12 protein-coding genes are annotated in these 15,002 nt (G+C 68.4%); 4 read left to right on the top strand and 8 right to left on the bottom strand.

The annotated features are described in order from the left end of the window. From Aple_RS11520 to Aple_RS11505, 4 genes are all read left to right on the top strand, one after another. On the top strand, positions 1 to 747 hold a 747-nt coding region (locus Aple_RS11520), incomplete at its 5' end, for a transporter substrate-binding domain-containing protein (protein WP_155344522.1). A 134-nt stretch (positions 748 to 881) separates the two neighbouring features. Further along, complete coding sequence (locus Aple_RS11515; RefSeq protein WP_170321407.1) at positions 882 to 1,772, top strand: amino acid ABC transporter permease; 891 nt, start codon at positions 882 to 884, stop codon at positions 1,770 to 1,772. 17 nt (positions 1,773 to 1,789) lie between these two features. Beyond that, positions 1,790 to 2,551, top strand: a complete 762-nt coding sequence (locus Aple_RS11510; protein WP_155344521.1) for an amino acid ABC transporter ATP-binding protein — start codon at positions 1,790 to 1,792, stop codon at positions 2,549 to 2,551. A gap of 221 nt (positions 2,552 to 2,772) precedes the next feature. Beyond that, on the top strand, positions 2,773 to 3,783 hold the full coding sequence (locus tag Aple_RS11505) for a LacI family DNA-binding transcriptional regulator (RefSeq protein WP_218038250.1): 1,011 nt from the start codon (positions 2,773 to 2,775) through the stop codon (positions 3,781 to 3,783). Here the strand turns inward: Aple_RS11505 and Aple_RS11500 are convergent, their stop codons facing one another. The 8 genes from Aple_RS11500 to Aple_RS11465 all read right to left on the bottom strand — a co-directional run bounded on the left by Aple_RS11500 (position 3,784) and on the right by Aple_RS11465 (position 14,701). After that, positions 3,784 to 5,298: an alpha/beta hydrolase gene (locus Aple_RS11500; protein ID WP_170321406.1), complete on the bottom strand. Its 1,515-nt coding sequence runs from the start codon at positions 5,296 to 5,298 to the stop codon at positions 3,784 to 3,786. 355 nt (positions 5,299 to 5,653) lie between these two features. After that, positions 5,654 to 7,147: an alpha/beta hydrolase gene (locus Aple_RS11495; RefSeq protein WP_170321405.1), complete on the bottom strand. Its 1,494-nt coding sequence runs from the start codon at positions 7,145 to 7,147 to the stop codon at positions 5,654 to 5,656. Positions 7,148 to 7,261: 114 nt separating this feature from the next. Continuing rightward, a complete protein-coding gene (locus Aple_RS11490; protein WP_155344518.1) occupies positions 7,262 to 8,077 on the bottom strand; it encodes a carbohydrate ABC transporter permease in 816 nt (271 codons plus the stop codon). Next, on the bottom strand, positions 8,074 to 9,009 hold the full coding sequence (locus tag Aple_RS11485) for a carbohydrate ABC transporter permease (protein WP_155344517.1): 936 nt from the start codon (positions 9,007 to 9,009) through the stop codon (positions 8,074 to 8,076). Before Aple_RS11485 ends, Aple_RS11490 begins: the two co-directional genes overlap by 4 nt. Then, positions 9,006 to 10,385, bottom strand: a complete 1,380-nt coding sequence (locus tag Aple_RS11480) for an ABC transporter substrate-binding protein (RefSeq protein ID WP_155344516.1) — start codon at positions 10,383 to 10,385, stop codon at positions 9,006 to 9,008. Before Aple_RS11480 ends, Aple_RS11485 begins: the two co-directional genes overlap by 4 nt. A gap of 311 nt (positions 10,386 to 10,696) precedes the next feature. Then, complete coding sequence (locus tag Aple_RS11475; RefSeq protein WP_155344515.1) at positions 10,697 to 12,550, bottom strand: substrate-binding domain-containing protein; 1,854 nt, start codon at positions 12,548 to 12,550, stop codon at positions 10,697 to 10,699. Positions 12,551 to 12,593: 43 nt separating this feature from the next. Next, positions 12,594 to 13,847, bottom strand: coding sequence for an enolase C-terminal domain-like protein (locus tag Aple_RS11470; protein ID WP_170321404.1), 1,254 nt, complete (start codon positions 13,845 to 13,847; stop codon positions 12,594 to 12,596). Continuing rightward, on the bottom strand, positions 13,844 to 14,701 hold the full coding sequence (locus tag Aple_RS11465; RefSeq protein WP_155344514.1) for an NAD-dependent epimerase/dehydratase family protein: 858 nt from the start codon (positions 14,699 to 14,701) through the stop codon (positions 13,844 to 13,846). Before Aple_RS11465 ends, Aple_RS11470 begins: the two co-directional genes overlap by 4 nt. Positions 14,702 to 15,002: the final 301 nt, after the last annotated feature.

The raw sequence follows: 15,002 nt of genomic DNA, 5'->3' as shown, positions 1-15,002 counted from the left end.
GGAAAGATCTCCTTCGGGAACTCGCCTCCCTACCCCCCGTTCTCGATGATCGAGGGCGAGAAGCACACCGGATTCGACATCGAAGTCGGCGAAGCTCTGGGCGCCGCTCTCGGGGTGAAGGTGGACTGGCAGTACTCCCAGTTCGAGCAGCTGCAGCCCTCACTCGACAGCGGTCGCATCGACGCCATCCTGTCAGGATCGTCCGACCTCCCGGAGCGCCACGATGTCGCGTGGTACGTCGACTACATCGCGAACGGTCCGGCGTTCATCGCTCCGGCCGACACGGCTGATTCCAAGGGCTGGACCAAGAACACCGACCTGTGCGGCGCCGCGGTCTCCCGCGAGTTCAACTCGACCCAGTACGACGAGTACCTCGACGCGTTCAGCAAGGACAAGTGCGTCGGTGCCGGCCTGCCGGCCATCAAGATGGTCGACGCGGCCGAATCCTCCGCGAACTTCCTCAACATGAGGACCGGCCGTGCGGTCGCCGCCGTAGAGCCGATCATCAACGCCGCGTACCGAGCGAAGATTCTCGAGCCCGGAGCGTTCAAGGTCGTGGGCGAGCCGTTCGTCGAGACGCGCACCGCGATCCAGGTCCCGAAGGCTGACGCGGCGCTGAAGGACGCTCTCGCGGCGGCGATGAAGGCCATCATCGCGGACGGTACCTACACGAAGATCCTCGAGAAGTACGGCCTGACGGACGCCGCTGTCACCGAGGTCACCGTCAACCTCGAACCGGTGAGCTAGACGCCGGTCCTGGCGGCGGGACTGGCCAGGAAGTGCCGCCAGGACTGATCCCTTCCCTGGTCCCGGACAACAGGATGAGGCGAAGACGAGGGACGGCAGATTTGGACCGCGATCTTGGCAGGAAAGCTTCAACCATGACAGTCACCCCCAACCGGCGCGACGGCGCTCCGTACACCGAACTCGTGTCCGCGCCCCGTTATCGCAGGCCGAAGTACGGCCAGTGGGTCGCCGGCGTTCTCATCACGCTCTTCCTCGCGTTCATGGTCAAGTCGTTCGCGGGCGCCAAAATCGAATGGGACATGGTCGGCGACTACCTCTTCGACGACGCGATCCTCAAGGGCGTCCGCACGACGATTCTTCTGACCTTCCTCACCATGGTCCTTTCCCTGGTGCTGGGGACCGTGATCGCCATCATGGGCCTTTCGCACAACCTGGTCACCAGTGCGAGCGCGAAGTTCTATGTCTGGCTCTTCCGGGGAACGCCGACCCTGCTTCAGCTGTTGCTCTGGTTCAACATCGCACTGATCTTCCCGGTCATCTCGATTCCCGGAATCTGGTCGGACGACACGATCAATGTGATGACGCCGTTCCTGGCCGCGTTCCTCGGTCTCGGGATCTCGGACAGCGCGTACACCTCGGAGGTCATCCGCGCCGGAATCAAGTCGATCGACCAGGGGCAGACCGAGGCGGCGCTGGCCATGGGGATGTCGAAGCGTCAATTGATGCGCCGCATCATCATGCCGCAGGCCATGCGAGTGATCGTGCCGCCGATCGGCAACTCGGTGATCGGCATGCTGAAGTACACCTCGCTCGCCGCGATCATCTCCTACAACGAGCTGCTGCGTCAGGCGCAGATCATCTACTTCGTCAACAATCGTGTCGTCGAACTGCTCATGGTCTGTGCATTCTGGTACCTGGTCTGTGTTTCGGTGCTGACGGTGATCCAGCATTACATCGAGCGGTACTTCGGCCGAGGTTTCGGGGCGGCCGCCCACGTCGAGCCCATGCCAGATGACCCCAAGTGATTCGAAGGACGCGCAGCGTGTACTCGGTGACCTATCAGAATGTGAACAAGCACTTCGGCGACCACCAGGTTCTGTTCGACGTCTCGCTTGACGTCGCCGCGGGAGAGGTGGTCTGTCTGATCGGGCCTTCGGGTTCTGGCAAGACGACGCTGCTGCGCTGCGCGAACCAACTTGAGGAGATCAGCTCGGGGCTCATCTGGATCGGGGACGAACTCATCGGAGTCAAGCAGGCCGGCGACCGGCTGGAGGTCCTGTCCGAGCGGGAGAAGGCCCGCCAGCGTCAGTCGATCGGCATGGTCTTCCAGCGATTCAACCTCTTCCCGCACATGACCGTCCTCCAGAACATCATCGAAGGGCCCACCCGAGTCGGTCGTGTGAAACGGGACGCCGCCGAGGCCCAGGCGATGTCGCTCCTGGAGCGGGTCGGGCTTCGTTCGAAGAGCGGCGCCTACCCCGCGCACCTTTCCGGTGGTCAGCAACAGCGCGTCGCGATCGCCCGCGCACTCGCGATGAATCCGTCCCTGATGCTCTTCGATGAGCCCACCTCGGCACTTGATCCGGAACTCGTGGGCGAAGTGCTCGAAGTGATGCGGGAACTGGCGTCAGCGGGCATGACCATGATGGTCGTCACGCATGAGCTCGGATTCGCTCGCGAGGTGGCTGATCGGGTCGTCTTCATGGACCAGGGTCGTGTTCTCGAGTCCGGGCCGGCCGAGAAGGTTCTCACGCAGCCCGCGGACCCCAGGTGTCAGGCGTTCATCGAGAGAGTCCTGCACTAGCGTCGGGCGACGACGTGTCCAACGACTCGATCCAGGTCAACGGCGGAGCCGAGCTCTTGGGCGATGCCCCGGCGTAGGAGCGGCTGCTCGACTGGCGGGAGTGAGATAACGTTATCCCGAAAGGTAGAGTGTTACCGCGAGGTTTCAAAGAGCGAGGACGGCAACGAATTGGTCACATCCCCCGGATGGCCAAGGACGGCGATCATGAGAATGATGGGCACATGCACGGTGAGGTGAACAAGCGCGGCAGGACCCGGCGGCCGACGATGGTCGACGTGGCCCGGGAGGCGGGCGTGGCCCTGCGCACGGTCTCGCGGGTGGTCAACGACGACACGACGGTCGGAGCCGAGCTGGCCAAACGTGTGCACGACGCGATCGCCGCGCTCGACTACCGGCCGGACGAGCGGGCCCGGCACCTGCGCCTGGGCGTGACCGGCACGCTCGGCGCGGCCGTTCGCCAGCTCTCCCACGTCAACCCGGTGCTGCGCGCGGTCGAGCGGGCCGCCCGGGCGGCCGACCTGATGGTGCTGGCCGCCTCCACCGAGGACGACGAGCGGTTGGAACGCCGGGTGGTCGAGTCGATGTGCCGCCGCCGCTTCGACGGGATCGTGCTGGAGCCGATCGGCGCCGACCACGGCTACCTGCTGCCGGAACTGGCCGCCGGGCTATGCCTGGTCGCCGTGGACCGGCCGGTGCTCGGCCTGGACGTGGACTGCGTGATCTCCGACAACGCGGCGGGCATCCAGGCGGCGTACGCGCACCTGGCCGCGCACGGCCACCGCCGGATCGCCTACATCGGCGACGACGAGCGCATCTTCACCGCCCAGGAACGTGCCACCGCGTTCCGCGCCTGCGCCGCCGAGGCCGGCGCCGCCCTGGACGGCATGGTCCACACCGGCCCGATCCAACCGGCCAGGATCGCGAACGCCCTGGCCACCGCGCTCGGCGGCCCTGACCCGGCGACCGCGATCATCACGGGCAACGCCACGATCAGCGTCGAGGTGGTCCGGAGCTTCGACGACAGGAGGGTGGCCGTCGTCGGGTTCGACGACTCCGAGCTGGCCACCTTGTTACGACCCGACCTGACCGTGGTGGCCCAGGACGACCAGGCCATCGGCGCCACCGCCATCGACCTGCTCAGGGCCCGCATCGCCGACCACAACCGGCCGGTCCACCGGGTCACGGTCCCGGTGGAGCTGCTCACCCGGGGTTCGGGCGAGCAGCCCCCGTGATCAGGTGCCCGACGCGCAGACGGCCCCGTTCCCGGGCGCCTTCCCCGTCAGCAGGTACGCGCTGACCTGGCCGTTCACACACCTGGACTGGAAGAAGGCGGTGTGCCCGTCCCCGTCGAAGGTGAGCAGCACCCCGGACTCGAACTGCCGCGCCAGCGCCTTGGCCTGCTCGTACGGCGTGGCCGAGTCGCGCACCGTGCCCACCACCAGGATGGGCGCCGAGCCCTTGGCCGGTAGCGACCGGGGCACCGGGGACGGCTTGGCCGGCCACTCCGCGCACTCGTCGGTGGTGTCGTCCCCGTCGGAGAAGTAGTCGCCGAACAGCTCCGGCTTCCCGCCTTTCCCGGCGTTTCCGACGTTTCCGGAGGAGGTGACCGGCGTGCCCCGCGGCCGGTCGGCGCAGTTGACCGCGCGGAACGCGTCGTCGATGTTGCTGTAGGTTCCGTCCGGTCCCCGCTGGTGGTAGGAGTCGGCCAGCGCCTGGAGCGCCGTGCCGTCGCCGTCGAACCCCTCGGCCAGCGCTCCCCGCAGGTCCGGCCAGCTGCGGGAGTTGTACAGGGCGGCCATGATGCCGGTCAGAACCACCGGCTCGGTCACCTTCCTGCCGTCCGTTGTGGAGGGGAGCGCTTCGCGGTCGGCCCGCTTCAGCAGTTTCTTGGTCTCGGCGAACGCCTTGGCCACCGTACGCCCCTTGAACGGGCAGTTCGCGGCCTTGAAGCAGTCCTTCACGAAGGCGGTGTAGGCCACGTCGAAGCCCTTGCCCTGGCCCGCGGACGCCTCGTTGCCGGTGAGCGCCGGGTCCACCGCGCCGTCCAGGGTCATCGCTCTGACCCGCTTGGGGAACAGGTCGGCATAGACCGCGCCCAGGTAGGTGCCGTAGGAGAAGCCCAGGTAGGTCATCCGCTCGTCGCCGAGCGCGGCCCGCAGCACGTCCATGTCCCTGGCCGCGTTGAGCGTGCCCACATGCGGCAGCAGGCGGCCGGAGTTGCGCTCGCAGGCCTTCAGGTAATCGCGGTCCGCCGCGTCCAGCGCCCGCTTCTCGGCATTGGTCTCGGGGGTGTCGTCCACGGCGAAGTACGCGTCCTGCTCCGGGCCGGTCAGGCAGCGCACCGGCGCCGATTCGCCCACCCCGCGCGGGTCGAAACTGACCAGGTCGAACTGGGCCCGCAACGCCGGGCTGAAGGCGCCTTTGTCGCCGCGCAGGAACTCAATCCCCGACCCGCCCGGGCCGCCGGGGTTGGTGACCAGGGAGCCGATGCGTCTGCCGCCGCCGGCCGGCAGCCGGATCACCGACAGTTGGATGGTCTCCCCACCGGCGTCGCGGTAGTCCAGCGGCACGGTCAGCCTCGCGCACTGGAAACCGTCGCCACAGCCGGTCCAGCTGAGCCACTGGGTGTAGAACCTGCTCAGATCGGGCTTCCCGGTTGCGGGCTGGTTGGCCCGGGCCGCCGACGCGAAGGTCGTGGCGAGCAGGCCCACGCCCAGCATCGTGATAAGTCGGGATGCGCGTCCCATATCCGTGTCCTTCGGGGTTGATTCGGATAGCAGGCTCAACCCGAATCGGCGCATCCCGCGCGTGCGGGGTTCTTAGGGTCGCTATTCCTTGATCGCTCCCACGAGGCCATGACCTCGATGTGGCGGGGGAACCTGGGATTCCAGGGCGGTAGCACGCGGGGTCGTTGACGGACACCCGGGTCAGGACGTGCTCGTTCCAGGTCGGCACGGCGGTCAGGGCCGCGATGGTGCTGTGCGCTGGGCGAGCCAGCGGCAAGTATACCGACGCGGAAGATGCGACGACCCCGGCGCCAAATGATCTTCCACAGGATGCGCGGCCGCTCGCCCGGGGTTCGGGCGAGCAGCCGACGGCTGATCAGACCTGCGCCTCCTGCTTGCAGACGAACCCCTTCTTGGGCGTCTCCAAGGTGATCAGGTACTTGTCGATGATGTCGGAAGAGCAGAAGGAGTTCCCGTAAGCGGTGTGGCCGTCGTCGTCGTTGGTGAGCAGCACGCCGGAGGTCAGATGCTTGGCCAGGGCCACCGCCTCGCGGTACGGCGTGGCCGGGTCCCGGGTCGTGCCCACCACCAGGATGGGCGGCGCGCTCTTGGCCCGCATCGACCGCGGGACCGGCGTGACCTTGGCGGGCCACAGCGAGCACTCGTCGAACTTGTTGCGCTTCGGGCGCGGGTTGTCCAGGCAGTTGATGGCCCGGAACGCCGGGTCGGCGTTGGTGTAGGTGCCGTCGGCGGCGCGCTGGAAGTAGATGTCGGAGAACTGGATCAGGCCGGTGCCGTCGCCCCGGAACGCCTGGGTCAGCGCCACACGCAGCTGCGGCCAGGTGAACTTGCTGTACAGTGCCGACCGCCAGCCCCACAGCGCGACGTTCATGGTGACCTTGCGGTCGTCGACGGTGGTGCTGAACGGGGTCTTGTCGGCCTTGAGGAACATGGCGTTGGTGCGCTTCGCCGCTTTCAGCAGGTCGGCGTCGGTGCCGCGGCCCTTGAACGGGCAGTCCTTCCGCTTGAAGCAGTCCTTCAGGAAGGAGGCGTAGGCTTCGATGAATCCGTTGCCCTGGCCGGTGTTCTGCTCGGTCTGGGACTTGGTCGGGTCCATCGCCCCGTCCAGGACCAGCGCGCGGATCCGGGTCGGGAACAGGTGGGCGTAGACGGTGCCCAGGTAGGTGCCGTAGGAGAAGCCGAGGTAGCTCATCTTGGGGTCGCCGAGGGCGTTCCGCAGGATGTCCATGTCCCTGGCGGCGTTCATGGTGCCGATGTGGCCGATCAGTTTCGGCGACCGGGTCCGGCAGGCCTGGACGAAGCGCTGGGCGGTGTTCTCGAGGAACCTGATCTCCGCCTTGGTCTCGGGGGTGATGTCCGCCGCGATCTCGGCGTCGCGCTCCTTGTCGGTCAGGCAGTCGATGTGCGTGGACACGTTCACGCCACGCGGGTCGAAGCCGATCACGTCGAAGTTCCGCCGGAGATGCTGGAACAGCGGAGCACTCCCGAAGACGAACTCCACTCCGGACCGGCCGGGGCCGCCGGGGTTGGTCAGCAGCGATCCGATCTTCTCGCCCTCGCCTGTGGACGGCAGGCGCAGGACGGCGATCTTGATCTGGTCGGCCTCGGGCTTGGCGTAGTCGAGCGGGACCGTCAGCTGGGCGCACTGGACGCCCTTCTCGCAGTCGGTCCAGATCAGCTGCTGGGTGTAGTAGCCCTCGAGACCGGGCGGGGCCGGTGGCATCTCCTCGTCGCCGCGGGCAGGCTGGTCGCCGGCGAGGGGCGTGTCGTCGTTGTAGGTGGGCGGGACGTCGGCCAGCGCTGCCTGGGTGGGGAGAACGAGTGCTGTGGCCAGGATTGCGACAGCCAACGTCGTAAAGGTTCGGGCGGCGCGTCCCATAGGTGTCTTCCTTGCTCATGCGGCCGTTCTCGGGTTCCCCCGTATTGCCGCATTCGCGAGTAGACGCCCGCTTGCAAGGCGCTATCAGCCCTTGATCGCCCCCAGGAGACCGTTCACGAAATACCTCTGAAGGAACAGGAACAGGGCGATAACGGGCAGCACGATGATCAGCGAGGCCGCCATCACCTCGTTGTAGCGCGGCACCTGGCTGGAGATCAGCGACTGCAGGCCGAGCGGCAGCGTGTAGAGCGACGGGTCGTTGATCGACACCCGGGTCAGCACGTACTCGTTCCAGGTCGGCACCGCGGTCAGCACCGCGATCGTGATGTGCGCGGGCCGCGCCAGCGGCAGATACACCGACCAGAAGACCCGTGCCTCCCGCGCGCCGTCCGCCCGCGCGGCCTCCCGCAGCTCCTTCGGAATCGACCGGTACGCCCCCGTGAGCAGCAACACGGTCAGCGGCGCCGTCCCGTTCACGAACGGCAGCACCAGCCCGAGGTGCGACCCCAGGATGCCGAGGTTCTTCTCCAGGATCACCACCGGCAGCAGCATCGTGATCCCGGGCACGAACAGCAGCGACACGAAGAACCAGAACAGGGCCCGCCGCCCGGGGAAGTCGAGCACCGCGAACGCGTACGACGCCAGCGAGTACACCACCAGCACCCCGAGCACGGTGAGCCCGGTCACCACCAGGCTGTTGCGGAAATACTCCACGAAGTGCAGCTGGTTCCAGGTGGTGATCAGGGTCTCCCAGGTCGGCAGCCGGGGGATGAGATGCCCGCCCGCCAGCACCTCCTCGCGGGTCTTGACCGCGCCCGACACCATCCACAGGAAGGGGTAGACGCTGATCACGGCGTAGGCCGTGAGCACCGCGTACCCCGCGATCCGGCCTGCTCTCATCGGACCCTCCTCAGCAGTCGCGCGTTGACCAGCGTCAGCAGCAGCGCTCCGGCGAACAGCAGCCAGCCGAGCGCGCTCGACACCCCGAGGGTGGCGGCCAGACCCTTGAAGAACGCCAGCCGGTAGGCCTGCAGCCCGAGCACGTCGGTGTGCCCGCCGGGGCCGCCGCCCGTCATGATCAGGAAGATCTGGAAGCCGTGCAGGGAGTCCCGCACCCCCAGCAGCACGATCCCGGCCGTCAGCGGCGTCAGCAGCGGCCAGGTGATCCGGCGCAGCGTCTGGCGGGGCGCCGCGCCGTCGATCCGGGCGGCCTCGAACAGCGCCGGATCGATGGCCTGCAACCCGGTCAGGTAGAGCAGGGTCGCGATCGGCACGCTCGACCACACCAGCACGACGATCAGCGTCGGCAGCGCGGTCGACGGATTGCCCAGGAATCCTTGGGGTTGCGCCAGCGTGCCCAGTCCCAGCGAGCGCAGCAGCAGGTTGATCGCGCCGTCCGGTTCCAGGATGTACCGCCACGCGTAATACACGGCGATGCCGCTTGTGACGTACGGCAGGAAATACACCGACCGTAAGACGGCACGCAGCCGTTTCACCGAGTTGAGCACGACGGCGAGCGGCAGCGAGATGGCGACGGTGAGCAGCGGGACCAGCACCATCACCTGTGCGGTGTTCCAGGCCGCCTTGCGCAATGGGGGAGCCAGCGACGGGTCGGCGTAGAGCAGGTCGAGGTAGTTGTCGATGCCGACCCAGATCCAGTTCGGGGTGAAGCCGTTCCACTTGGCGAAGCTGAGCGCCAGGCCGCTGGCGATCGTGTAGACGCCCATCACCGCGAACAGCGCCACGGCGGGGAACACGAACGCCCACCCGGTCAGGGCGGCCCGCCACCGGCCGGGCGGCCTGCGCCGCCCGGCCACGTGCTGGGTGGTCATTCCGACGATTTCCACATCGCGCCGAAGATCTCGTCGAGCTCCGACCCGGCCTGGGCGGGGGTGCGCTCCTTCAGCGGGCTCAGCCTGACCATCGCGTCACCCGGTTTGACCTGGTCGTAGTCCGGCGGGAAGAACGTATTGTCGGCCGCGTCGTAGGTGCTCTCCGGGGTGCCGGTGAAGTATTTCTGCAGGGCCGCCAGGTCGGGGCCGACCAGGCTCGCCGCGTCCGTGCCCAGGTCGGTGGCGGGCAGGTCGAGCGAAGCCGAGGCGATGATCCCGGCGCCCGTGGCCGAGGTGGCGAAGTCGATCCACTTGATCGCCGCCTCCCGGTTCTCGGTGGTGGCGGTGACGCCGAGCGAGGTCAGCGCCAGCGGCGCCATCGCGATCTCCTTCTGCTGCCCGTCGGCGGACGGCGGGATCGGGAAGGCGAGCACCTTGTCCGGCGACATGCCGTTCTGGGCGAGGAAGGCGAGCGTGAACGTGCCGCCCACGTTGAAGGCCGACTTGCCCTGCGCGAACGCGATGTCCGCCTCGTCGATGTTGAGCGTGGTGGAGCTGGGCATCCAGTACGGCGTGAGCTGCCCGTACAGCTCCAGGGTCTTGACGCCGTCGGGGGAGCCGAAGCCCTGCGCGGCGCCCTTGGCGAACAGCGCCTGGAACCGGTCGCGGCCCAGGTAGGAGTGGGCCAGCGGCTGATACACCCAGTTGAAGCCGGTCTGGCTCACCTTCAGGCCGAGGGAGAGCCCGCCCGCGTCCGGCTCCTTCTCGGTGGTCGCCTTGAGCGCGGCCAGGAACTCCTCCCAGGTCTTGGGCGGCGTGTCCGGGCTGAGACCGGCGGCGGTGAGCTTCTCCTTGTTGGCGTAGACGATGCCGAACGCGCCGGCCGTGAACGGCACGCTAAACAGCGTCCCAGCCTTGACCTGCTTGAACGGCGAGTCTGCCGCGGCCCGGTCGATGACGGCCTGGGTCATCAGACCGGCCTCCCTGGTGGTCGGCAGCAGCCGGTTCAGCCAGTCCGCTTTGACGTCCGCCGACAGGTCGGACAGCAGCCCCGACGCGCCCAGCTCCCGGTCCTCGCCGCCCGCGTGCACCTCCAGCACGTCGGGCAGGTCGCCGGTCTGGGCCGCGCTCTGCACCTTGGCCACGAACACGTCGTCCGGGGTGACCGCCTCGACCACGACACTGATCCCCGTGTCGGTCTTGAACCGCGCCGCCGCCTTGTTCAGCGCGTCGGCGTGGGACTGCTTGAACGTCCACATCCGTAAGGACTGCCCCGCGGCCTGGGTCCCTTCCGCGGCAGGCTGCGTGCCGGTGGAACACGCCGCCGCCAGCACTCCGCACAGGGCCACCGTGAGGATTCGCGCTCTGTAAGTCATCTGGACCCTTCCGAGTGACGCAAATCGTTAAGACTGACCCTGGAATCTACACGCGTGCATTCGCGTGTCAAGGGTTACCGGACCGGGGGCGCGGACCCCGAAGGCAGCCAACCGGTCGCCTTGGGGCGTGGGCCTCGGGGTTGCCGCGCGAGCGGCTCGGAATCCTCATTGTCATGAACGCCCAAGCGGGTGCGGTTGCCCCGTTTGGCGCCGGTGCGGCGAGACGCATCACCTGCGTGAACGGCGCCGGATAACGGCGAGTGACTCGGCGACCTGCTCATTCTGTTGGGTGCTTGCGGGTGAGGAGCAAGTCAAGCGGACTCGCGCTCGACCAGCCGGGCCGGGATGACGATCTCCATCGGCATCAGCGCGGCGGGCTCGCCCGACAGGCGCTCCAGCAGCCGCATCCCGCACGCCCGGCCGATCTCCCTGGCGGGGTTTGCCATCGTGGTCAGCCGGGGCCGAACCAGGCTGGCTGCGTCGATGTCGTCGAATCCCATCACGGCCAGATCCCCGGGCACGTCCAGGCCGCGCGCGCCCGCCGCGTCAAGCGCCCCGATCGCCATCAGATCGTTGGCGCACAACACCGCGTCCGGCGGCTCCGGCAGATCCAGCAACCTGGACACCCCTGCGGCTCCACCATGCCTGCTGAAGTGCGTATACGCGACGAGCTCCGGTGTGGTGGCGACTCCGGCGGCGAGCAGAGCGGACTGGTATCCAGCCACCCGCTCGGCTGCCGGACCCTCCGCGCTTGGCCCGCAGATGAATCCGATCCTGCGGTAGCCGCGGGCCAGCAGGTAGCGGGTCGCCTCGGCCGCACCGCCCTCGTCGTCGCTGTGGACCAGGTCGACGCCGTCCTGGACCAGGGTGCCGCCCAGTCTCACGATCGGGATGCCCGCTTCGATGGCCGGGTTCAGGTCCTCGGCGTGGGTGTGGAAGACGGCGAAGGCCAGCCCGTCCACCTGGCGGGCGATCATCTGCTCGATCGCGGCGCGCTCGCGGGTCCGATCGCCGTCGGTATTGCTGATGATCTCGTCGTATCCCGCTGGGCGGAGCACGTCCTGCAGGCCGCGCGCCAGGGCCGGGTAGAACGGGTTGGTGATGTCCGGAATGACCAGCCCGACGGTCTGGCTACGGTTGGTACGCAGGCCTCTGGCCAGCACGTTCGGCCGGTAGCCGAGCTGCCGGATGGCTTCCAGCACGCGATCGCGGGTCTCGGCCGCGACCGGGCGGCGGCCGTTCAAGGTGTGCGAGACCGTGGTCGCGCTGACCCCGGCGACCCGGGCCACGCGGACAATGCTGACCCGCTCCCCGCCCCGGTCACCGCGTCGTGCGGGTTTCGGCGGATTCAGCAGATCGAGGGTCTCCTGCGGGTCCGGGGGAGCACTTGTCGGGCGAGGGCTCCTGACCGGCGCGCGGTTGCGGGACAGCAGGTCGAGTGCGTTCATCAGGATGCGCCTGCCATGCGCAGCCGAGTCGCCCGGATTCTCCTTCTCGGCCAGCATGAGCAGCGCCGACTCCCATGCCTCCCGGACGGCGGCCAGCAGCAGCGCGGCCATCACGCCCGGCGAGGTCGCCAGGTGAACGGCTTCGATGGCGAGGGCAAGCGCGCCCTCCCGCGCCGCGAACGCCTCCCGCGCGTGCGCACGCAGCAGCGGGCTGTCCCGGTAGACAGCCGCGCGCCCGGCCAGCGCCGCGGCCGGATTCGCCAGCGCCGCGCTCGGGTTGACCAGCGGCCCCGCCGGATTGGCTAGCGGCCCGGTCGGGTTGACCGGCGATGCAGCCGGTGCGGCCGGGGTGGCCGGCGGTGCAGCCGGGTTGGCCGGCGGCGCGGCCGGGGTGGCTAGCGGCGCGGCCGGGGTGGCTAGCGGCGCGGTCGCGCATGCCCATTCGGCCAGGCCCTGGCGGAGAGTCTCCGGGCTGGTCCAGGAGGCGTTCGGCAGGTCGGGCGGCAGCAGCTTCGGTTCGGCGTCGAAGAAGAGCTGCTCTTTGGTGGGGAAGTAGTTGAAAATGGTCTTCGCGGCCACGTCGGCGGCCGCCGCGATCTCAGCCACAGTGACAGCCTCGAAGCCGCGCTCCGCGAACAGGCGTTGCGCCGTGTCGGCGATCGAGCGCCGGGTCAGCGCCTTCCGTCTTTCACGGCGATCGGGGACCTGCTCAGGCATGGACCGATCTTATATCGAGACACTCCTTACATCGGCTATAAGTTCAGGGGGCTTCGATTCCGCCGTCTGGGCGGCGGACTCGGGCTGACCAGCGTTCGTGTTGGTGGGCCAGTGGGGGGTGTTCTGCTGCTTTGGTCTCGTTCAGGTCGATTCCCCAGCCGGGGGTGTTGTTCGGGTAGAGGTAGCCGTTCGAGGGGTGGATTGTGCCGGGGAAGACCTCGTGGACGGGGTCGGTGTAGATGTGGCCTTCCTGGATTTGGAAGGCGGGGGAGGTGACGTCTAGGGCTACGTTGGCGGCGGCGCCGATGGGGGAGACGTCGGCGGGGGAGTGCCAGGCGGTGCCGACGCCGGTGAGTTCGCAGAGGGCGGTGAGTTTGCGGGCGGGGGTGAGGCCGCCGATCGCGGAGATGTGCAGGCGCAGTAGGTCGACGCCGCCGCCGGTGATCAGGCGGGCCGCGTCGGACACTGAGCTGAGCTGTTCGCCCGCGGCGATCGGCATTGGAGCGGCGGCGCGGACCTCGGGTAGCCGGTCGTAGAGTTCGGGTGCGATCGGGTCTTCCAGGAAGAAGAGCCGGTAGGGCTCCAGTGCGCGCGCCAAGCCCACCGCCTGCTTGGGTGTGAGTCGTGAATGCACATCGTGCATCAGGCCCGGTTCCTCGCCCAGCTCTTGGCGGGCACGCTCGAACAGCAGGGGCGTTTCGCGCAGGTAGCGCTGGACGTCCCAGCCGTCGGGGTAGGGGGAATTCGGGTAGCCGCCCGGGGATCCCGGCGCGCCGTAGTGGCCGAGGCCGGGCGCGCCGGTCTGGAGGCGGACGTTGCGGTAGCCGGAGGCCAGCAGGGCGCGGGCGTGCTCGATCGTCTCCTCGAGAGTGGCGGCGCCCGCGTGCAGGTAGGTGTCGGCGGCGGCGCGAACCCGGCCGCCGAGCAGCTCGTAGACCGGCATTCCGGCGCGTTTGCCCGCGATGTCCCACAGCGCTTGGTCCACACCGGAAAGGGCGCTGTTCAGGACCGGACCGCCCCGCCAGTACGAGGAGTAGTGCACCATCCGCGTGATGTCCTCGATGTCCGCCGGATGGCGACCCGCCAGCATCGGGGCCACATGCTGGTCGACCGCGGCGGCCACGGCGTGGAAACGCTGGGTGAAAGTGGCGCACCCCAGTCCGTACAGACCGGGCTCGGTGGTGTCGACCTTGACCACCACCAGCGGCACGCCCTCGGGGGCGGTGACGATGGCGCGGACTCTGGTGATGCGCAGGGCGTCGCGGGCCGCCCAGGGGGCCTGGGTCTCCTCCATCATGGCGCGAACAGGTGCTGGGCGGTGAAGCCGAGCAGGTCGGCGGCCACGGCGAGATCCACGGGCGCGGTATGGCCGGGCAGGGGCGATCGGCGTTCCACATCGGGATGGTATCGGCCGAGCAGCTCCTCGGTCGGTTGCGGCGCCAGCGTAGTCGGCGCGGTCACGAAGACCGCGTGATACCCCCTGATCGGCCGCGTCAGCGCCTGCCATCCGGCCCTCGCCGCGTCCCTGCTGTCCAGGTACGTCCAGAGTTCCCTGGCTCCCGACTCGGGCGAGACCGCATACCGGGCCGCGGTGTCCTCGAACTTGTCGCCGGGCCCGCCCAGCAGCGGAAACCGCAACGCGACCACGGTCATCCCGTGCCGGCGCGCCATCATCGCCGCCGTGGCCTCGTCCACCTGCTTCGACAGCCCGTACGGATCCTCGATCTGCACCGGCAGCGCCTCGTCCACCGGCACGTACGCCGGATGCAACCGCCGCGCCGCCCACGGCAACCCGAGCACGGACAGGCTGCTGGCCACCACCGCCCGCGACACCCCGGCCCGCCCCGCCTCCTCCAGCACCACGAAGGTCGCCCGCGTGTTCCCGCAGAACACCGCTTCGGGCGTATCCAGCGTGGGCGCCGGAATCGCCGCCAGATGCGCCACCGCGTCCACGCCCTTGAGCGCCTCCCGCACCACCTCGGCGTCGCCCGCGCTGCCCACCACGACCCGATCCGCTCCGGGCACGTCGCCGGGATCCCGCTGGTCGAGCGCGGTCGCCGCGACGCCCATGGACGCGAGCAGGCGGAGCGTGGCCCGCCCCAACCGGCCCGCTGCCCCCGTGACCAGGACCCGGCGAGGGACCTCCGCCATGCGACACCCCGCATTCCGAGACGCAAAACGTTTTGCCACCGTAGCGTGACCTGCCCTCACGCCCGTTGTCAATGCTCAGCCCTCAACGATCTTGCACTCGATGGCACAACAGCCCGGCAAAATAACGATCTTGATACATCCGATGAATGCACAGATTGTTGACAGGGGTTTCGGTCGTGGTTCGACAAAAATCCCCGCAGCTCGTCCCTGGTCCTGGGCATTTCTGAGCGTTTTTGTTGGATAAGTAGTCAGCCAGCAGGCTATTGACGCCCTAAAGACATCCAATGTTAACTGCGCCTGA

This window comes from Acrocarpospora pleiomorpha (assembly GCF_009687885.1).
Lineage (GTDB): Bacteria > Actinomycetota > Actinomycetes > Streptosporangiales > Streptosporangiaceae > Acrocarpospora > Acrocarpospora pleiomorpha.
This window is presented reverse-complemented; position numbering and strand designations above follow the sequence as displayed.